The organism is Shewanella sp. 8A, from assembly GCF_023475945.1.
GTDB classification, from domain to species: domain Bacteria; phylum Pseudomonadota; class Gammaproteobacteria; order Enterobacterales; family Shewanellaceae; genus Shewanella; species Shewanella xiamenensis.
Genome location: NZ_JAMDJP010000005.1, coordinates 107,041 through 126,725 on the forward strand (window position 1 = coordinate 107,041; position 19,685 = coordinate 126,725).

At 46.9% G+C, this 19,685-nt stretch carries 20 protein-coding genes; 14 read left to right on the plus strand and 6 right to left on the minus strand.

Going from position 1 to position 19,685, the window contains the following annotated elements; translation table 11 throughout:
* Positions 1 to 182: 182 nt before the first annotated feature.
* Positions 183 to 620: a CopG family transcriptional regulator gene (locus M0413_RS05520; protein WP_088586911.1), complete on the minus strand. Its 438-nt coding sequence runs from the start codon at positions 618 to 620 to the stop codon at positions 183 to 185.
* Complete coding sequence (locus tag M0413_RS05525) at positions 580 to 1,362, minus strand: AAA family ATPase (protein WP_249553415.1); 783 nt, start codon at positions 1,360 to 1,362, stop codon at positions 580 to 582. Before M0413_RS05525 ends, M0413_RS05520 begins: the two co-directional genes overlap by 41 nt.
* A 533-nt stretch (positions 1,363 to 1,895) precedes the next feature.
* Here M0413_RS05525 and M0413_RS05530 point away from each other — a divergent pair.
* The 5 genes from M0413_RS05530 to M0413_RS05550 all read left to right on the plus strand — a co-directional run bounded on the left by M0413_RS05530 (position 1,896) and on the right by M0413_RS05550 (position 4,426).
* The gene (locus tag M0413_RS05530; protein WP_249553417.1) at positions 1,896 to 2,354 is read left to right on the plus strand and encodes a GNAT family N-acetyltransferase; all 459 of its coding nucleotides are present in this window, start codon (positions 1,896 to 1,898) and stop codon (positions 2,352 to 2,354) included.
* Between the two features lie 148 nt (positions 2,355 to 2,502).
* A complete protein-coding gene (locus M0413_RS05535) occupies positions 2,503 to 2,712 on the plus strand; it encodes a DUF3820 family protein (protein ID WP_011622004.1) in 210 nt (69 codons plus the stop codon).
* A 127-nt stretch (positions 2,713 to 2,839) separates the two neighbouring features.
* The gene (locus M0413_RS05540; protein ID WP_011622005.1) at positions 2,840 to 3,142 is read left to right on the plus strand and encodes a hypothetical protein; all 303 of its coding nucleotides are present in this window, start codon (positions 2,840 to 2,842) and stop codon (positions 3,140 to 3,142) included.
* Positions 3,143 to 3,316: 174 nt separating this feature from the next.
* Complete coding sequence (locus tag M0413_RS05545; protein ID WP_224021810.1) at positions 3,317 to 3,832, plus strand: GNAT family N-acetyltransferase; 516 nt, start codon at positions 3,317 to 3,319, stop codon at positions 3,830 to 3,832.
* Positions 3,833 to 3,895: 63 nt separating this feature from the next.
* Positions 3,896 to 4,426, plus strand: coding sequence for a GNAT family N-acetyltransferase (locus tag M0413_RS05550; protein WP_037429406.1), 531 nt, complete (start codon positions 3,896 to 3,898; stop codon positions 4,424 to 4,426).
* Between the two features lie 104 nt (positions 4,427 to 4,530).
* Here M0413_RS05550 and M0413_RS05555 read toward each other — a convergent pair whose 3' ends face one another.
* The gene (locus M0413_RS05555; RefSeq protein ID WP_037420713.1) at positions 4,531 to 5,226 is read right to left on the minus strand and encodes a pirin family protein; all 696 of its coding nucleotides are present in this window, start codon (positions 5,224 to 5,226) and stop codon (positions 4,531 to 4,533) included.
* 10 nt (positions 5,227 to 5,236) lie between these two features.
* Positions 5,237 to 5,680, minus strand: coding sequence for a DoxX family protein (locus M0413_RS05560; RefSeq protein ID WP_037420710.1), 444 nt, complete (start codon positions 5,678 to 5,680; stop codon positions 5,237 to 5,239).
* A gap of 164 nt (positions 5,681 to 5,844) precedes the next feature.
* On the opposite strand from M0413_RS05560, the gene M0413_RS05565 reads away from it, so the two are divergent.
* Positions 5,845 to 6,738, plus strand: a complete 894-nt coding sequence (locus M0413_RS05565) for a LysR family transcriptional regulator (protein WP_047533697.1) — start codon at positions 5,845 to 5,847, stop codon at positions 6,736 to 6,738.
* A gap of 398 nt (positions 6,739 to 7,136) precedes the next feature.
* Here the strand turns inward: M0413_RS05565 and M0413_RS05570 are convergent, their stop codons facing one another.
* Both M0413_RS05570 and M0413_RS05575 read right to left on the minus strand, forming a co-directional pair.
* Positions 7,137 to 8,888 (minus strand): bifunctional metallophosphatase/5'-nucleotidase, encoded by a 1,752-nt coding sequence (locus tag M0413_RS05570; RefSeq protein WP_188870143.1) that lies wholly within the window; start codon positions 8,886 to 8,888, stop codon positions 7,137 to 7,139.
* Positions 8,889 to 8,983: 95 nt separating this feature from the next.
* Positions 8,984 to 10,075, minus strand: a complete 1,092-nt coding sequence (locus M0413_RS05575; RefSeq protein WP_037424927.1) for a CNNM domain-containing protein — start codon at positions 10,073 to 10,075, stop codon at positions 8,984 to 8,986.
* Between the two features lie 144 nt (positions 10,076 to 10,219).
* Between M0413_RS05575 and rlmN the strand changes: the two genes are divergently transcribed.
* The 8 genes from rlmN (at position 10,220) to der (ending at position 19,255) form a co-directional block, all read left to right on the plus strand.
* Positions 10,220 to 11,341 (plus strand): dual-specificity RNA methyltransferase RlmN, encoded by a 1,122-nt coding sequence (rlmN, locus tag M0413_RS05580; protein ID WP_011622013.1) that lies wholly within the window; start codon positions 10,220 to 10,222, stop codon positions 11,339 to 11,341.
* A 32-nt stretch (positions 11,342 to 11,373) separates the two neighbouring features.
* Positions 11,374 to 12,162: a type IV pilus biogenesis/stability protein PilW gene (gene pilW, locus M0413_RS05585; protein WP_037420698.1), complete on the plus strand. Its 789-nt coding sequence runs from the start codon at positions 11,374 to 11,376 to the stop codon at positions 12,160 to 12,162.
* The gene (locus tag M0413_RS05590; RefSeq protein WP_249553419.1) at positions 12,159 to 13,283 is read left to right on the plus strand and encodes a RodZ domain-containing protein; all 1,125 of its coding nucleotides are present in this window, start codon (positions 12,159 to 12,161) and stop codon (positions 13,281 to 13,283) included. The genes pilW and M0413_RS05590 overlap by 4 nt, the downstream gene beginning before the upstream one ends.
* A 42-nt stretch (positions 13,284 to 13,325) precedes the next feature.
* Positions 13,326 to 14,441, plus strand: a complete 1,116-nt coding sequence (gene ispG / locus M0413_RS05595) for a flavodoxin-dependent (E)-4-hydroxy-3-methylbut-2-enyl-diphosphate synthase (protein ID WP_037420691.1) — start codon at positions 13,326 to 13,328, stop codon at positions 14,439 to 14,441.
* 158 nt (positions 14,442 to 14,599) lie between these two features.
* The gene (gene hisS / locus M0413_RS05600; RefSeq protein WP_249553421.1) at positions 14,600 to 15,877 is read left to right on the plus strand and encodes a histidine--tRNA ligase; all 1,278 of its coding nucleotides are present in this window, start codon (positions 14,600 to 14,602) and stop codon (positions 15,875 to 15,877) included.
* A 12-nt stretch (positions 15,878 to 15,889) separates the two neighbouring features.
* Positions 15,890 to 16,510: a tetratricopeptide repeat protein gene (locus M0413_RS05605; RefSeq protein WP_069453266.1), complete on the plus strand. Its 621-nt coding sequence runs from the start codon at positions 15,890 to 15,892 to the stop codon at positions 16,508 to 16,510.
* Positions 16,511 to 16,521: 11 nt separating this feature from the next.
* Positions 16,522 to 17,709, plus strand: a complete 1,188-nt coding sequence (gene bamB / locus M0413_RS05610; protein ID WP_037424915.1) for an outer membrane protein assembly factor BamB — start codon at positions 16,522 to 16,524, stop codon at positions 17,707 to 17,709.
* 79 nt (positions 17,710 to 17,788) lie between these two features.
* Positions 17,789 to 19,255 (plus strand): ribosome biogenesis GTPase Der, encoded by a 1,467-nt coding sequence (der, locus tag M0413_RS05615; protein ID WP_037420678.1) that lies wholly within the window; start codon positions 17,789 to 17,791, stop codon positions 19,253 to 19,255.
* Positions 19,256 to 19,685: the final 430 nt, after the last annotated feature.

Genomic DNA, 19,685 nt, shown 5'->3' on the forward strand with positions numbered 1-19,685 from the left:
GAATAACTCCTTAAATACTCGGGCTATTGATGCTAATCAATAGCATTAATCAGCTCAGCTGTACATTAAGGATAGATTTGTAAAAAAAATTGACTCAATTTTTTATCGGTTTTTTTAGACAAAAAAAGTCCGATGACCTAATTAATTCAGATCATCGGTAAAGGGTGGGAGATGGTGCGCAATTAAGCTTGTTTTATTTGCTGTTCGCGCATCTGCCTCAATGCGGTTGGCAAAGCATAATGTTGTTCAATTAAAAAACGGATCAATTTAGATTTAGAAATATCACTTTCCTCTGAGAGCGTTGCTAAATGGGCTATTGCCGCCTCACTCAGTGAAAATGTGGCTTTGCGGTAATGTGGCCGTTCGTCGTCAATCGTGGCATCAAGGGGTCTTGATGCCGTTTGTGGTCGATGCAAAGTCACCACATTGGAAGTTTCCAAGGTGACTTCAACTGGTGATTCTTTCACTCGCTCCATCGCCGCCACTGAGTTGCCCGTGCTTGGAATATGACTTTCTCCCATAGCATAAAGGGTTGCGGCATCAATAAACTCATCGAGGGAGAGGGGCTGGACGCCTCCCCTAGATGGCATAGCGTTTTTCTTGAGGTCGCTGAGTCCCATATTGTCCTCTCAGATGATTCGGCTGAGGTTGATTGATAGCGGCACGATGCGCGGCTATTGGTGTGCTTGGTTTGAGTAAGGCCGTTAACGAGGCTGCGCAGTCCACTTGAAACATTTCACAGGCGATAGCACGGATTTCAGCTGCGGCTTTACCCTTTGGTTCTATCTCCATCACCGACAATCCAGACTCTTCACTGTCATCATAGATATTACGACTATAGGTAATTGCATCTAATACATTGATATCATAGGTTTTACAGACCTCTTTAGCCTCTAAAATACGATTCGCTTGATTGGGAAGGTTAGGGCATTGCGTGATAACGAAAGACGCGTGTAATTTAGGGTTAATCATCTTACAAGTCGCGACGATATCATCCATATGACTCACGGTTTTTAAATCTCGGCGTTTGGGTCTGAGCGGCATTAATATTTGCGACGCAACTGACATGGTTGCCCTTAATGCAAGATTATCCTGCCCACCACAATCAACGAGTACAAAGTCATAGTGTTGTTCTAAACTCAGAAGATCGTTACGGATCTTGCCATAAAGTTGTACACAGTTGATGCTTGCCAGTTTCGGATTATTGTTTCTGGCTTGGATCCAATCCGATGTGGTTCGCTGTGGATCGCAATCCACCATGATGACAGAGGCACCACATTCGGTGGTGAGAAATACTGCGATATTTTGTGCGAGGCAACTCTTACCGCTGCCGCCTTTTTCGCCGCCGACTAACACTATCATGACGAGTTCCTCAATGCTTAGGCTATCACTTGGGCGGTAATATGTTGCTTATGGTTTTTTTACCGCACCTTGTTGTCATAAACGAATGTAAACCCTGTGTTAACGTTGGTCAATTATCTGATTTTTGACGTTTTTTTATAAAATGTCGCGTGATTAATATTTGACGCTACCATGTAATATGCCGTTAATTTGACTCTTTCTGCTAGCGGGATTACTTAGGCGATTTTGAATTTTAGTTATCTGATTATTAAGGTTTTTAGTGAGTTTTTAACATCAATTGATTATGAATGTTTGCTCTCCATTGCGGCAATGATATTGAAATTAAGGCTTGGTATAGTTTACTTTGAACGTTTATTTTAATTTTTTATGCAAAAATATTATTAAAATATTGGCCTCTCACGACTACTTTTCAAACGAAAGTTGTCTTGCATAAAGCTTGAGTGTCATCAAATTGCCACCTTGTTGAGTTAGTCTTTCCCATTAATGCCGTCTAATCACCTTGATTTTTCTACCATTCGTGAAGGGATGCCCAAATGGATATTAAAATGTCAATGCCTATTGAATTTGAGCTGGTTGAATCTGCTCCTTTATTTCATGAGTTGCTGAATCTACGCGATGCGGCTGGGTATCCTTCTATCGGCGTTGAGATGGCTGATGGGCATCCGTTACAGCCTTTATATTGGGTATCTATTCGCTTTACGAGTGATCAGTCAAAAAATACCTGTGCGATAGTGGCAACAGCCTGCGTATATGGTGATAAGGCTAACCATCTGGCGATTGAGGATTTTATTGTTTTACCTGAATACCGGCATGTAGGGCTGGCAAAAATAATGTTAGAGCGAGTCATGACTTTTGTTGATGAGCATGCGAGTCAAGGAACTTGTGTGAGCATTAACGCCCACGGAGAAGAAGAACGACTCTGTATTGAGTACGGTTTTGAGTATTCACATTGTGCGAATCTTGGACCGAATCTGCGTAAAATCTACGCTTGATGCCGTATCAACTCAGGGTAAGCCTGCGGTTTGCTCTGAGTTTATCCCCCCTTAGTCGTTCTCAGCTTGTATTAGCCATAGGCATTCATTGGGTATTAGGGTAGCATCCTCAATCTAGTTTTCTGTCTGAGTTCAAGCTAATACTGTCATGGATCAACAACAGCTTATCGATGCCGTAAATCAGGTCATGCCCTTTGGTAAATATGCTGGCCGCCGCTTACTCGAATTGCCTGAACCCTATCTTGTGTGGTTTCATCAACAAGGTTTTCCAAAGGGAAAATTAGGGGAGCAGTTAGCGCTGATTTATGAGGTAAAACTCAATGGCCTTGAGGGCATGTTAAAACCGCTATTGAAATGAGTTCCCTACTAAGCGATAAAAATCCTACTTTTGCGATAAGTGTTGTATTTCGTGATAGAGATTGGCGATTTATTACCTATGGCATGTTTTAATGCTGCATATTAGTAAAACACAAGGAACAAAAGGCATGATGGCAAAATTGGTAAAATTAGCTGCTGTAGCAACATTAGCGTTAGGTATGTCAAGTGCTTGGGCACAGGGCGTAGTTCATGAAGGTACTGTGGTTGATACTATGAATGGTGGCGGCTACACCTATGTTCAAATTAAAGAAGCTGACAACACGTTTTGGGCTGCAGGCCCAGAAGCTGAAGTCAAGAAAGGTGACAAAGTAGCTGTGGTTGAGCAAATGTGGATGAACCAGTTCACCAGCAAAACCTTAAACCGCACCTTCGACAAGCTGTTGTTTGTTGGTCAAATCGAGAAGAAATAATCGATGTCTTAGCAACATTCATGTTGTGATGAGTTCCTAAACCGCCTCGCCTTGTTCGAGGCGGTTTTGTTTTCAGCGGTGTTCGGCTTAAATAAATGTCAACGCTATCACTTCTCAATAAATAACTGCAAAATACGGCAAATACTCGCAATGATATTTGAGCATACCGTGTCAATGTCTAACCAAACTAACGAGAAAATTGAAGTCGTCGCTTATCAGCGTTGCTATGCAAGTGCGGTCAGTCAGCTTTTTCATCACTGTGTTCATCAAATACAGCATGAGCGTTATACTACTGCGCAGTTAAATGCCTGGTCACCCTCGCCCCGTTCCAGTAAACATTGGCATTTACGTTTAAGTCGTTCCCAAGCTTGGATTATTTTGGTGACAGATGCGCTGAGCTTAACTAAGATTTGTGCAGGTTTTATCAATGTTGAAACGGATTTTCGCCATAGGGGATATATCGATAGTTTGTATATTCATCCTAATTGGCAGCGCTGTGGACTCGGTGAACTGGCTATCAGACAGTTAGAGCAATGGGCGAGGAAGCAAGGTTACAGCCAATTAAGTGCCGATGCGTCTTATCTTTCCCGTGGGCTGTTTATTAAACTCGGATTCGTCCAACAGCAACGCAGCTATCAACAAAAACTGGGCCAAGTGTTGCCGAGTTTTTATATGACTAAAAAACTGTAACTGAATGGGAATGCACAGCCTGTGTGCCCATTGGTCATGATTAACCCATAGGAGTGGACTCCAATGCAGATACGCTTATTTTCTCCTGCGGATGTGGCGCAGGTGGCGGCGGTATTTAACGCCAGTGTTATGGAGGGAGCACAGGAATATTACTCGCTGACAGAACGTTTAGCGTGGGCGCAAAATCAAGGTGAGGCACGCAGCGATGCCTACTGGCTGGCCAAGTTAGAAGATACAACCACGTGGGTTGCACTTGAAGACGATAAGCTGGTCGGTTTTATCAGTTTAAGGTTGTGCCCCGATAAAGAGCTTGATTGCTTAGTCGGCGAAGTTGATTGTCTGTTTGTTCATCCTGAATATGGTCGTGCTGGTGTAGCGACACATTTATACTTGGCACTACTCGAAGAGGCGAAAAGGCTAAACCTTAAAAGACTCACAGTTGAAGCCTCCTATCAGGCGCGGCCTTTCTTTGAGAAACAGGGCTTTAATTGCATTCGCCGTAATGAACTACGCCGCTATCTCACCGCTGAAGACAAACAAAACGACAGGGCGCAGGTGTTAGTGAACTTTAGTTTGATCATGTCCTTATCATAGGTTTGCGCTTGAAGAGACAATTCTGTTTTAGCCATACACCATACACAGAGTAATAAAAAACCGCCTCGTTTCCTTGGCGGTTTTTTATTGGTCAGTAAGCATCATCAGGCTAAGTCAAACACCAATGCTGTGACTGGGCTGTCAGTGGCGCTAAATCTAACCACTTCTTCGACGGTGATATGCGCGCCATCTCCCGGGGTGAGCACTTGGTCATTGACCTTAAGCGTACCTTTCACCAGTTGTACATAGAGCTGACGCTGTGGCTTTAGCTGCGGCATATGCACTTGCTCTTGCGGCGCTAGCATTAGGCGATATAAGGTCGCATCCTGCTGTACTTTCAAGGTGCCGTTTTCACCCGTTGGCGTGACCACGGCTGTGAGCGCCGAGGTTTGCTCGAAGGCCTTTTGCTGATAACCCGCATCAATACCTAAGGTGTCTGGTTGGATCCAGATCTGCAAAAAGTGCAGAGACTCTGTGTTTGATGCATTAAACTCGCTGTGATAAATCCCTTTACCAGCAGACATTAACTGAAACTCACCCGCTGGTAAGGTCTTAATATTACCGAAGCTGTCCTTATGGGCTATGGTGCCTGAAATCACATAACTGATGATTTCCATGTCTTTATGGCCATGAGTTTCAAACCCCGCACTCGGCGCGACTCTGTCATCATTAATGACTCGTAGGGAAGACACACCCATATGCCGCGGATCGTAGTAACTTGCAAACGAGAAGGTATGTTGACTCTTTAACCAGCCTAAGTCTGCCTGTCCTCGGTCCTGCGCTTTACGTATACGGATCATCGTTAACTCCTTATTTTAAGCGTGCGGCTAACAGGTTGTCGGCACTCAGTTTACCTGCACCTGACACGGACAGAGATACAGTAGCGGCTAACAGGGCTAAACCAAATTCATAACCGTTATTGCTAAGGAACAGGCCGTTACCAATGTGAACCGAGAAAATCGCGACCACCATAGTAAAGGACAATACCAGTGCGGTTGGGCGAGTCAGTAAACCGATAATGATCAGCAAGCCACCAAAGAATTCGCTTGAACCTGCCATCAGCGCCATTAAGTAACCTGGTGTTAGGCCGATGGAGGCCATCCATTGTCCTGTGCCTTCTAAACCGTAGCCGCCAAACCAGCCGAAGAGTTTTTGTGAGCCGTGGGCCATGAGGATGATCCCGATAGGAATACGCAGGGCCAATGGGGCGAAACTAGGGGTAGAGGTCAGTAATTTTGTGATAAGTGCTTTTATGGGATGTTCCTTAATTCAAATTTTTTAACTATGTCGTTAATGGGGTGGTCGGTCGAGATTTAGCGTCAATCTCTCCATTGGTTTGCAGTCTAGACTTGACCTTTAAGAAAGAAAATCGGAACATTTTCATAGTATATTTCAAAAAATTTGAATGTGGAGCGGTTATGTTGCCAGTGATGAGTCTCGATGGATTGATAGTGCTAGATGCTATTGATAAGAAAGGCAGTTTTTCGGCTGCGGCTGAATCCTTATTCCGAGTGCCATCGGCGCTGACCTATACAGTGCAGAAATTAGAGAGCGACTTAGGGGTAAAATTATTTGAACGTAAGGGGCAGCGCGCCGAGCTGACCTTAGTTGGCCAACTGGTATTACGCCAAGGGCGGGAGATCTTAGCCGCCACTGTAAGGCTTGAAGAGGCGGTTCGGCAACTCGAAACGGGCTGGGAGTCGGCGTTAACCTTAGCCATAGACACTGTAGTGCCCGATTTACCACTGCTTAAACTAATTGCTGAATTTACCGAGTTAGGTAAACAGGTGACCATTAATATCACTGAGGAGTCATTGGGTGGCGGTTGGGATGCCCTGTATTCGGGCCGCGCCGATATTGCCATTGGGGTCACGGGGGAGTTACCTAAGGGGCAATATCACTTAGTTGAGATCGGTATGCTTGAATTCATCTTTGCCCTTGCGCCTCACCACCCCTTAGCGCAGTTTGACCATCCAATCCCGACCGAAGCCTTGTTGCAATTTCCCTCCGTGGTGGTGGCCGACAGCTCAACGGCGCTCGCGCAGCGCTCCAGTGGGTTATTTGATAGTCGCCAAGTCATCCGCGTGCCGAACATGCAGACCAAGATTAAAGCACAGCAACTCGGGCTAGGTGTAGGTTATCTTCCCAAGCATTTGATTCGCGAAGAACTCGCTTCAGGCGCATTGGTCGCATGCAAGGTTGAGATCCCAAGACCGGCGCAGCCGGTGTTTCTGGCGTGGCGCAAGGGCAACCAAGGCAAGGCGCAGGCGTGGTTTGCCGAACGTTTGCCCCATTGCGACTGGTTGTTTTAGTGGGATGTAAAGTGCACGTGCTGCTAGTGGATTGAGTTAATCACAGTACTTAACCATTGCTAGGGCGTGTTGACGTTTCGAGATTAAATTTTGTTCGTTCTGGCAAGCTCGTGCTCGCGAAACGAGGAATGATGTGTAGTTATTCTACTCAAATGACGAGTGACAAAGAGAACGAGCTTGCTAGACGAACCCTTCGGGCAGCATTTGGCTGGCGTTTCTGCTGCGTTATCGTCCGTTTATGTAGAATAACTACACTGCACGGACTTTACCTTGCATAAACGCCAGCCAAACTGCTGCAAAAATAACCCTGGAACGTCAACACGCCCTAAGTACTGTGATGAATTAAGAGGACATAGCTTTGCGGCAGCGCGCTGATACACATCCCTGACACCGGGCGCTTACACCGAACGCTTTACATGGCTGGTGTAATGCACATGGGGTGAGAGCAAGTCCGCTAAATTGGGGTTTGGTGCCCGATTGAGGAAGCGAATAAAAGCCTGGGGTAGGGTGAGCGTCTCAATCGGCTCTTGCCAGCGTGCCTGTAACAGTGGGTGATAACCTTCTTTCCCCGCGGCGGTATAGGAGGTCGATACCCCCACATAGAGTGCATCTGGCTGCACTGGATACCAGAGTGATAATCCATCCTGCTGCATCATTTCTAGCTTGAATAAACGTTCCCCTAAGGGGCGTCTGCCATCGTAGTAATAACGCAATCCATAGGTATAGGGGAAGCTGCCAGCGCCTGTGCCGCGTACACTGTTATTGGTAGCGGCGTTAATCGCCGACTCCAGCGCCTGATATAGAAATTGGCCTTGGATTTCGTATTTGACTAATGGCAGTTCGAAGGGCAGCAATTGGCCCAACACATCGGCGAGGGTCAGTCTGCCTTGGGCGACCGATTGCCTGACACCACCCGCGTTATGCAGGGCAAAGTGGATGCGAGGGTCTTCAAGTTTAGCCTCTTGGAACATACTGCGACTTACCCAAGGCGCGATTTCACTGCCATGGGGCAGCGCCTTAGAAGGTAGTCTGGTGTGTACCAGATTCTTAGGCACTAGAGCTAAGACTTTGTTTTCCATCTCGGCAATCGCAGGGCGATAGATATCGTGGATCACGCCATGAATATCTTCATCGGCTTCATCCCACAATATATAGGGATGTTCATCAAAGCGTTGGCGCACGGCTTGATAGTCGGTGTCATCCACTTGCTCACTCGAACTCAACATAAACTGCTTATCGAGCATAAAGTAGTTGCCACCGCTTAAACTTATCGCGCGGCCAGCTTCATCAAACTCAACTTCGGCCAAACCTAAGGTTTCGGCGTATTTCCCTGCATGGACAATTGGCGTGCCATTGATGGTTTCGCCATAGGGAATATTGCTTAACCCCAAGGCGCTAAAGTCGCCCTGTAGAGTATGGGTATGGCCGCCAACGATAAGGCTGATACCATCGACTTGTTCTGCGAGCCGTTTATCCTGATCTAAACCTAAATGACTCAGCACAATAATGTGCTTAATGCCTTTGGCATGCAGATGCGAGACGGTTCGCGTCGTGGTCGCAATCGCATCCACAAAGTGGGTATCGGGATCGGGTCTGGCAATGTCCTTCATCTGATCCAGAGTAATGCCGATGACGGCGAGCTTTTTGTCATAGAAGGGCTTTTCGAGGTAGCTGGAAAGCTGTGTTTTTTCATCATAGGCCAGAATATTCGCCACAGTACGCAGGTTACCCGGCTTGCGGATATCCTCTTGGCTCAAGTCCATATTCCCCGCTAGCAGCGGGAAATCGACTTGCTTGGCAAATTCGGCGAGCCGCGCATTACCTTCGTCAATATCGTGATTACCAATCACCATGGCATCTGGGGCAAGTAAATTCAGCAGATGGGCGTTGGCTTTACCCTTAAAATGGCTGAAATACAGTGTGCCTTGGAAACTATCGCCCCCATGCAAAAATAAAAACGGTGTATTGCTTCGGGTGGCTTGATCGCGCGCCTGGCTAATTTGATATCCCAAACGAGCGTAACCACCACTGTGGCTAGTAATATCTAAGGACTTAAGCCCAAGATTAAGGGAAAAATGTACGCGGCTAGGCTCAAAATTCGAATGGGTATCGTTGATGTGCGCGAGTGAGAGAGTGTATCTCTGTGTCATAACTTACCTCTTTTACGGCGGGAGATTATAACCTTCTCATCAAAAACAAGAAAGGGAGCTAAGCTCCCTTTACTTTAACAATGACTAAATCAAGATTAACCCGAGCGTGCTTCATCATCGTCGGCTGCGGCTTCGAAGTCGCCATCATCGGAGAGGCGAATGCCTTTTTGCTTCATGCGTTTGGTCCAGAGTTTACGCGCCAATTGCTGCATGTCGGTCGCAGGGTCATTCACATCGACAATCTCTAATCCCAGTAGCGACTCGATAATATCTTCTTGGGTCACAATACCTTGGCTACTGCCGTATTCGTCAACCACCATGGCAATTTGGGTGTTGCGCTTAATCATCCGCTCAAATAACGGCAGGATTTTGGCCGTTTCGGGTACGACAAACAGGCTACGCTTGAGTTCGCCAATTGGCGCGTCAGGAGTATAACGCTCAGCCAGCAGCACATCGGTGCGGGTGATATAGCCGATAATATCGTCGTGGTCCTGATCGTATACCGGAATACGCGTAAAAGGTTTGTCACGATATTCTTGCACAAACTCATTTTGCGTCAGTGAAATAGGCAAAGAGAACATCACGGTGCGCGGCGTCATAATCGCGGTAACGGGCACATCACGCACCTTAAGCATTTGGGTCAAAATCTTGGATTCTTGTTCGTCTAACTCACCGGATTCTTGACCGATTTTTGCCATCGCGCTCATTTCTTGGCGAATATATTGGCCTTCTTCACCTTTACCTAGCAGGCGAGTCACTTGCTGCGACATCCAAATTAATGGCTGGGTAGCACGCTTCATCCACGTAATGGCAATCGATACGCTTGGGGCTAAACGGCGCCAGTGGTTGGCTCCGACAGATTTAGGAATAATCTCTGAGAAGAACAGAATAATAAAGGTTAACACTCCGGAGAAAACGCCGAGCATATCATCCCCAAAGACCTTAGCGGCTTGCGCACCAGCAACGGCGGCACCTACGGTATGGGCAACAGTATTGAGGGTCAAAATAGACACCAATGGCGCTTCGATGTTCTCTTTCAGTTTACGCAACCTTGTCGCCGCAGCACTGTCAGTTTGTTCGAGCGTAGCGATATAACTAGGGGTAACCGAGAGCAACACTGCTTCGAATACACTGCACAGAAAAGAAACTGCAACAGCGACAAGCACTATAATGATGAGGGTTAACATATTGGTGGTATTACAACTCCATAATTTAGGCCAACATTGACCCTCGGCGATTCTAGCATAGGAGAATGGAGTTGCTGGCTAAAATTTTTCTGCGTCTGTATAATTCGCCGCCCTGTTGCAGGTTTTGGTGTTGAGGTTAGTCCTATGAGTGAAAAAAAGATCAATTTATTAGACCTTGATCGTAAAGCGATGCGGGCATTATTTGCCGATCTGGGTGAGAAGCCTTTCCGTGCCGATCAGCTGATGAAGTGGATCTATCATTTCGGTGTCAGTGACTTCGAAGAGATGACTAACATCAACAAAGTGTTACGCCAAAAACTGGCGGCGCGCTGTGAGATTGTGGCGCCCGAGATTTCCAGCTATCAAAAATCCGCCGATGGCACCATTAAGTTCGCCATCCATGTCGGTGAAGGCCAAGAGGTCGAAACTGTTTATATTCCTGAAGATGACCGCGCTACCTTGTGTGTGTCGTCCCAAGTGGGCTGTGCCCTCGAATGTACTTTCTGCTCTACGGCGCAGCAAGGCTTTAACCGCAACCTAACTGTCTCTGAAATTGTTGGCCAAATTTGGCGTGTTTCGCATTTCTTAGGATTCGCGAAAGATACTGGCGAGCGCCCCATTACCAACGTGGTGATGATGGGGATGGGTGAGCCTCTACTTAACCTTGCTAACGTGATCCCTGCAATGGACATCATGCTAGACGATTTTGGCTTTAGTCTGTCAAAACGTCGCGTAACGCTATCGACTTCAGGCGTTGTTCCAGCATTAGACAAATTAGGTGATGCCCTCGATGTCGCATTAGCCGTCAGTATCCACGCGCCAAACGATGAGCTGCGCGATATTCTGGTTCCGGTGAATAAAAAGTATCCACTGCAGGAGTTCCTTGCGGGGATCCGCCGTTACATCGCCAAATCTAACGCTAACCGTGGCCGTGTCACTGTGGAATATGTGATGCTCGATCACATCAACGACAGTACCGAACAAGCCCATGAATTAGCACAATTAATGAAGGATACTCCCTGTAAGGTAAACCTTATTCCGTTTAACCCATACCCAGGTTCACCCTATGGCCGTTCGTCAAACTCGCGCATCGACCGTTTTTCGAAAGTGTTAATGGAATATGGCTTAACCGTGATTGTGCGTAAGACCCGTGGTGACGATATTGATGCCGCCTGTGGACAGCTGGCTGGGGATATTCGCGATCGAACCAAGCGTTTAGCAAAAAAACGCATGCAAGAAAATCAGATTTCGGTCACAATGAATTAACTCTTTGTTTGCACAGATTTATAGGCTTGCCCATGAAGCATGGATTGTCAGGGTTTTCATTAGCAATAGCCCTGTCATTATTAGTGACAGGATGCGTAACTGAGCGTACCTATTCAGGGACTGATATTCCGGTGTCGGAGCGAAAACTGGATAAAGTTGCCGCTGCGCGGGAGCGTATGCAGCTCGGTTTAACCTACCTTAATCGAGGTAACTCGGAACAAGCCAAGTATAATCTTGATAAAGCAATCGAATATGCGCCAGAGCTCGAAGATGTGCATGTGGCAATGGCTTATTACTATCAAACCGTAGGCGATTTAGTACGTACCGAACAGGCGTATCAGGACGCTATCAATACTAAGGACGCCTCTGGCGATTCCATGAATAACTTTGGGGTGTTTTTGTGCCAACAAAAGCAATACGAAAAAGCTGAAAAAATGTTTTTGGCTGCAATAGAAATGCCCAAATATACGCGTACCGCATCCAGTTATGAAAACTTAGGTCTTTGCAGCAGAGACGCGGGACGAGCAGAAAAGGCACGACAGTATTTTCAGATGGCGTTAAAGTATGACCCGAGACGCTCGGTGTCTTTACTGGAGCTGGTTGAGCTTGGGATAGATAAAGGTGATTATGTTGATGCGCGTAACCAGTTAGCGCGTTACCACCAAGTTGCGGCCCAGACTCCAGAGAGTTTAACGCTCGGAATAAAAATTGAGCAGGCGTTGAATGATGATGCTGCCATGAAGCGATTTGGCATTTTATTGCTTGCCAAATTCCCAGCATCGCCTCAAGCCAAGCAATATAGAGTTAATTTGCATCAATGAAAGATAACGAAATGAACGCGTCAGTAGAACCAGTGACAACAGAAGAAGCTGAGTCGACGCCTAATGTAACGCTCGGAAGCGTACTCAAAACAGCTCGTGAGCAGATGGGCTTGAGCATTGCGGAGACAGCTGTGAAGCTGCATTTGCGGCCTGGTATTGTTGAAAATCTCGAAGCCGATGATTTTTCAAATATTGCCTCATCAACCTACGTACGCGGATACGTTAAAAATTATGCGCGTATGCTTGGGGTCGACAACACGCTCATCGAAGCCTGTCTCGCAAGGCAGGTGCCCTATGTAACACAGCCTGCGATGCAAAGTTTTTCCCGTAAGACCACTTATCAAGCTCGTGACACTAAATTAAAGTGGCTGAGCTTTTTTATTGTCATCGTGTTGCTCGGTCTGTTTGTGCTTTGGTGGATGCAACGAACGACGCTAGTGACTCATGTCGATATTTCAAAACCAACCGCTGAAGAGTTAGCCGCGGCGAATCAAACCTTGCCGGGTGATGTTTTACTCACCGAAACGGATGCGAGTGCACGTTTGAGTGAGATCGCGGTCAACGGTTCAATGGCGACCGATGGTCCAGTAAAAGATACTGATGCTAGCACTATTGACCCGAATATCAGTGATATGGCAGCAATGGAAGCAGGGCAGGTGTCTGCCAATTCGACAGTTAATGCGAGTGAGCCTAATAATCCCCAAAGTGCATCAGGTGCGGTGCAAACGGCAGGGGTGACTGCGCAAAACACGCTTTCTACACAAAATTCTTCTGTAACAAACGCAGCGGCTCAAAATGTACCAACAGCCAGCGCGCCGGTGAACAGTGCCACGCCAGCGGCTTCGAGTGAGCAAACCATGCCTGTGGTTGCTGGACAATCCAATATCAATATTCAACTCACGGGTGATTGCTGGATCAACATCGTCGATGCCAAGGGCAAAGCGATTGTTGATGGGGTCCGAGGTGCTGGCGCAACTATTCAAGCCAGTGGTGTGCCTCCGTTTAAAGTGATCTTAGGCGCGCCGACTGTTGTGTCTAGTTTTACGGTTGATGGTAAAGCCATCAGTCTTGCTGAATTTCCTAAGGGTCGTGTTGCGCGTTTGACTATCCCACAGGCTTAAGTCTCACGCTTAACGCAGAGTACCGAAAAGAGCGTATTGAGTATGTATAACGAAACACCCATTAAGAGACGTCCTTCAACCCGCATTTATGTGGGCAATGTACCCATTGGTGATGGTGCACCGATTGCAGTGCAGTCAATGACCAACACTAAAACGACTGATGTTGAGGCGACCATTGCCCAAATTCGCGCCTTAGAAAAAGTGGGTGCCGACATTGTGCGTGTCTCTGTGCCGACCATGGACGCGGCCGAGGCTTTTAAAGTGATTAAGCAATCGGTGTCAGTGCCCTTGGTTGCCGATATCCACTTCGATTACCGTATCGCCTTAAAAGTGGCGGAATATGGGGTGGACTGTTTGCGTATCAACCCAGGCAATATTGGTAACGAAGAGCGTATCCGCAGTGTGGTGGAGTGCGCCCGTGATAAAAACATTCCAATTCGTATCGGGGTTAATGGTGGTTCATTAGAGAAAGATCTGATGGACAAATACAAAGAACCTACGCCAGAAGCCCTGCTCGAATCGGCCATGCGCCATGTGGACATTCTCGACCGTTTGAACTTCGACCAATTTAAGGTCAGCGTAAAAGCCTCCGATGTGTTCTTAGCGGTGGAATCTTATCGTTTATTGGCTAAGCAAATTCGCCAGCCATTGCATTTAGGTATTACCGAAGCGGGTGGTGCCCGTGCCGGTGCGGTGAAATCAGCCGTCGGTTTAGGCATGCTGCTTGCCGAAGGCATTGGTGATACGCTGCGTATTTCCTTGGCGGCCGATCCGGTGGAAGAAATCAAAGTCGGCTTTGATATTCTAAAGTCACTGCGTATCCGTAGCCGTGGCATTAACTTTATTGCGTGCCCTTCTTGCTCACGTCAAGAGTTCGATGTGATCAGCACCGTAAACGAGTTAGAACGCCGCCTTGAAGATGTGACGACCGCGATGGATGTGTCGATCATCGGCTGTGTGGTCAATGGCCCAGGAGAAGCTTTAGTGTCGCACATTGGCTTAACGGGTGGTCATCGTAAGAGTGGTTACTACGATGAAGGTGAGCGTCAAAAAGAGCGTTTCGACAATGATAACCTAGTCGATTCCCTCGAAGCGAAAATTCGCGCTAAGGCGAGCCAAATGGCTAACCGCATCCAAGTGAAAGACACGACTGAGTAACAACCGCAGCCGAATAACCTCATAGGTTAAGCGTTATAAAAACATTCAAGGCTTGAGCTAGACCTCGAAACTGACGGGGTCATTTTACGTTTAGTGTTGAACAGCCTATAATGCCTGACATTTTTTATTAATTTAGCGAAATCGGACGAGTCGATACAGTGGCAAAACAGATCCAAGCGATTCGCGGAATGAATGACATTCTGCCAACTCAAAGTCCTCTATGGCAAAAAGTGGAAGCGGTATTACGTTCAAGCGTTGTTGCTTATGGTTACAGTGAGATCCGCACTCCAATAGTGGAAAATACCGATCTTTTTAAACGCTCTATCGGTGAAGTGACTGATATTGTTGAAAAAGAAATGTACACCTTCGAAGATCGTAATGGCGATAGTCTGACGTTACGCCCCGAAGGTACTGCTTCAACCGTGCGTGCGGGTAACGAGCATGGCCTGTTGTATAACCAAGAACAACGTTTGTGGTACATGGGCCCCATGTTCCGCCATGAGCGCCCGCAAAAAGGCCGTTACCGCCAATTCCATCAATTTGGTGTTGAAGTCTACGGTATTGGTAGCGCTGATATCGACGCTGAAGTGTTGATGTTATCCGCCCGTCTTTGGGAAAAACTCGGCATTAGCGAGCATGTGACGCTTGAGCTGAACACCTTAGGCGATCCTGCCGAGCGCGCCGCTTACCGTGAAGCCTTGATTGCCTTTTTAGAGCAACATAAGGACAAACTAGACGAAGATAGCCAGCGCCGTATGTACAGCAATCCGCTGCGCGTATTGGACTCAAAAGATCCCCAAGTGCAAAGCATTTTAGGTGATGCGCCTGCGCTGATGGATTACTTAGGCGAAGAATCCTCACAACATTTTGCACAATTGCGTGAACTCCTCGACGCGGTTGGCATCCAATACCGAGTTAACCCGCGCTTAGTCCGTGGTCTGGATTACTACAATCGCACGGTTTTTGAATGGGTTACCAATAGCTTAGGCTCTCAAGGCACAGTACTTGCGGGCGGTCGCTACGATGGTTTAGTTGCGCAGCTGGGTGGTAAAGAAACGCCAGCAGTGGGTTTTGCGATGGGATTAGAGCGCATCGTTTTACTGCTTGAAACCTTAGCGCTGACACAGGATATCCCAGCTGAAGTGGATGTTTATGTTGCCGCTATGGGGGATAACTGCCTAGTTGAAGCTATCAAAGTGGCTCAAGAACTGCGCTCTGCATTGCCCACTCTGCGAGTCATGAGTCACTGTGGTGGTGGCAATCTGAAGAAACAAATGAAGCGTGCCGATAAAAGCGGCGCTCAAGTAGCCTTACTGATTGGCGAAGAAGAACTCGCCGAAGGTGTGGTTACCGTAAAATACTTACGCAATGACAACGAACAACAACGGGTCGCTCGAAATGCATTAAACGCATTTTTAGCTGAACTTAGTAAATAAGGGGACGTGCGCGTGGAAATTTATAGCACAGAAGAACAACAAGTTGATGCTATCAAACAGTTCTGGAAAGACTATGGAACCTCGATTGTTATCGGGGCGGTCGTTGGTTTAGGCGGCCTGTACGGTTGGAACACTTATTCCGACATGAAAATCGTGAAGGCCGAAGAAGCATCACAGGCGTTCCAAACCTTAACCACCAAATCAAGCGATGAAGCGGCTATGATTGCTGGCGTGGCTGAGTTTTCGAAAAATTACGACCAAAAGGGCTATCAATCACTGCTAGACCTGATCGTTGCGAAAACAGCGGTGGAAGCAAAAGATTTTCCTAAGGCCGAAGAAGCTCTGAAGAAAGTGATTGCTGCAAAGCCAGGTGCCGGATTAGACACTATTGCAACATTGCGTTTAGCGCGTATTCAGGCTGAACAAGGTCAAGTTGACACTGCGTTAACCACGCTAGATCAAGTGACTGATAAGGCTTTTTTAGCACAACGTGAAGAACTGAAAGGTGACTTCTTTGTTCGTCAAGGCCAAGCCGATAAAGCGAAAACTGCTTATCAGGCAGCAATGGATAACGGCGGTGTTGTGACCAGCCCTGCACTTAAAATCAAACTTGATAACTTAAATCAAGCATAAGGGATCCCTTGATGAAGTCTTGGTGCAAGAACCTGCTAGCCGCTGGGTTAAGCCTAGCCATGTTATCCGCCTGTTCTTCTAGTGATGTGGAAGAAGAACCGGTAAGTGAGTTAACTGCGATTCAGGCGACAGTATTTCCTGAAGTAAGTTGGAGCGCCTCTGTAGGTGATGGTGTTGGTGATTATTACTCTCGCCTTACCCCTGCAGTTCGTTACGGTAAAATTTTTGCGGCCGACCGTTATGGTGAAGTCGTTGCTTTTGATGAAGCAACGGGTGAACAGGTTTGGAAAAAAGATTTTAGTGAAGAGTTCCGTGATAACGCCTTAGCCAAAAACAAAGGCGCACGTTTGGCCGCTGGTGTAACAGCGGCACGCAATAAGCTCTTTATCGGCGGTGAGAGTGGCCTTTTGGCTGCGCTGAATGCAGAAGACGGCCAAGTATTATGGCATGTGATTGCGGGTGGCGAATTGTTATCTAAGCCAACCGTGGCTGACGACGTTGTGGTGGTGAGCACCAGTTCAGGTTCATTTGAAGCCTATAACGTTGATACTGGCGCAAAACTGTGGGTTTATAACATGCAGTTGCCTAACCTGACGCTCCGGGGAACGGGTTCAGCAGCTTATGAAGCGGGTGGTTTCTTTATTGGTACCGCCGATGGCAAAGTGGCTGTTGTCGTCAAAAACAACGGTCAAGCTGCGTGGGAGCAAGCCATCTATAATCCTACAGGTGGCAATGAGTTTACCCGTATGGCCGATGTGGATATGACACCGTTGATCCTCGGCGATAACTTATATGCGGTGAGCTACAACGGTAACTTGGTGTCGATGGAACTGCGCACCGGACGGATTATTTGGACTCGTAAGTACTCAAGCTTCAATGAGTTAGCTACGGCGGGTTTAAGTTTGTTCTTGGTTGATGACCATAGTCGTATCTATTCAGTGGATAGACGTAACGGTTTAGAGTTGTGGAGCAACTCTGAGCTGGTCAATCGCACACTCACTTCACCAGAGGTATATAAAGACTATTTGGTCGTGGGTGATTTTGAAGGTTATCTGCACTTTATCGACCGCAGCACAGGCAGTATTGTCGGTCGTATCCAAGTGGACAGCTCTGGATTATTCAGCCAGCCATTAGTGGTGGATGATAAAATCTACGTGCAAGGTCGCAGCGGAAAGTTAGCTGTTGTAACACTTCCTTAGTTAAAAGTGTTATCCTTGTAGAGCCCCTGGAAGTGTGTTCCGGGGGCTTTTTATTGAAAAGTTTTTTAGAGGCGAAATCATGATCCCTGTAGTGGCCCTTGTTGGTCGGCCGAACGTCGGTAAATCCACCTTATTTAACCGCCTTACGCGTACGCGTGATGCACTGGTTGCTGACTTTCCTGGCCTAACACGTGACCGTAAATATGGTCGAGCATTCTTATCCGGCTATGAGTTTATTGTGGTGGATACCGGCGGTATCGACGGCACTGAAGAGGGGATCGAAACTAAGATGGCCGAGCAGTCCCTTGCCGCTATCGAAGAAGCCGATGTTGTCTTATTTATGACCGACGCGCGTGCTGGGTTAACCGCTGCGGATTTGTCTATCGCTCAGCATTTACGTAGCCGCCAAAAAACCACCTTTGTGGTGGCTAACAAGATTGACGGTATTGATGCCGACTCGGCCTGCGCCGAATTTTGGTCTTTGGGTTTAGGTGAAGTCTATCAAATGGCTGCTGCCCAAGGCCGCGGTGTAACCAATATGATTGAGTACGCCTTAACTCCTTACGCTGAAGCCATGGGCATTGAGCGCCAAGGCGAAGAGGAAGAAGTCGACGAGCGTCAGTACACTGAAGAAGAAGCCGAAGCTGAGCAAAAGCGTCTGCAGGACTTACCGATCAAACTTGCCATCATCGGTAAACCTAACGTGGGTAAATCGACTCTAACTAACCGTATCTTAGGTGAAGAGCGTGTGGTGGTTTATGACGAACCAGGCACCACTCGTGACAGTATTTACATTCCGATGGAACGCGATGGTCGCGAATACGTGATTATCGATACTGCTGGTGTACGTCGCCGCAGTAAAGTCCATGAAGTGATTGAAAAGTTCTCGGTGATTAAAACCCTCAAAGCGGTTGAAGATGCTAACGTGGTGTTACTTATCATCGATGCCCGTGAAGGCGTTGCCGAGCAAGATCTTGGCCTATTAGGGTTTGCCCTAAACGCAGGCCGCGCGTTAGTGATTGCTGTTAACAAGTGGGATGGCATCGACCAAGGCATTAAAGACCGTGTTAAGAGTGAACTCGACCGTCGTTTAGGCTTTATCGACTTTGCCCGTATTCACTTTATTTCGGCGCTGCATGGCACGGGTGTTGGCCATCTGTTTGAGTCGATTGAAGAAGCTTACGACAGTGCGACTCGCCGCGTGAGCACCTCAATGCTGACCCGCATTATGCAAATGTCGCAGGATGACCATCAGCCACCATTGGTGAACGGTCGCCGCGTGAAACTGAAATACGCCCACGCCGGTGGTTATAACCCGCCAATCGTGGTTATTCACGGTAACCAAGTCAGCAAGCTGCCGGATTCTTACAAGCGCTACATGATGAACTACTTCCGCCGTTCATTAAAAGTGGTCGGTACGCCAATCCAACTGCGTTTCCAAGAGGGTGATAACCCGTTTGAAAACAAAGTGGAAAAGCTGACCATGAGCCAAGAGCGTCGCCGTAAACGCGCCTTGAGTCATATTAAAGACCGCAAGGCAAAATAAGACTCAAACGAAAAACCGAGTCATTTATTTAAGTGAATCAATAGAAAAGGAACCCTAGGGTTCCTTTTTTTTTAACTGAGCTGTCATAAATAGCCTTAACACTTTCCAATAATTATTTGGAAATTAATATCAAATAATGTATTAGCTAATTCAGGAAATCTTTAAGTTACCCCTCTTGAACTGAAGACGTTATTTGCTGTTTACACTAAATTTTTGTCTGATGCTAAAAAGTTATTCATCAATATTTATCTCACGACTTTTCCTATAGATAGATCTAGATCACGCTCAGATTATAAGAAAAACTTATGGACATAAATGGCGGTCGTTAGTCACATTAACAAATGTTTAATAAAAATAATATGCTCATACATCGTGATAATTGTTAGCCTGTTTTAAATGTTGCTTACAAGATTATCGATTTTTTAATTAG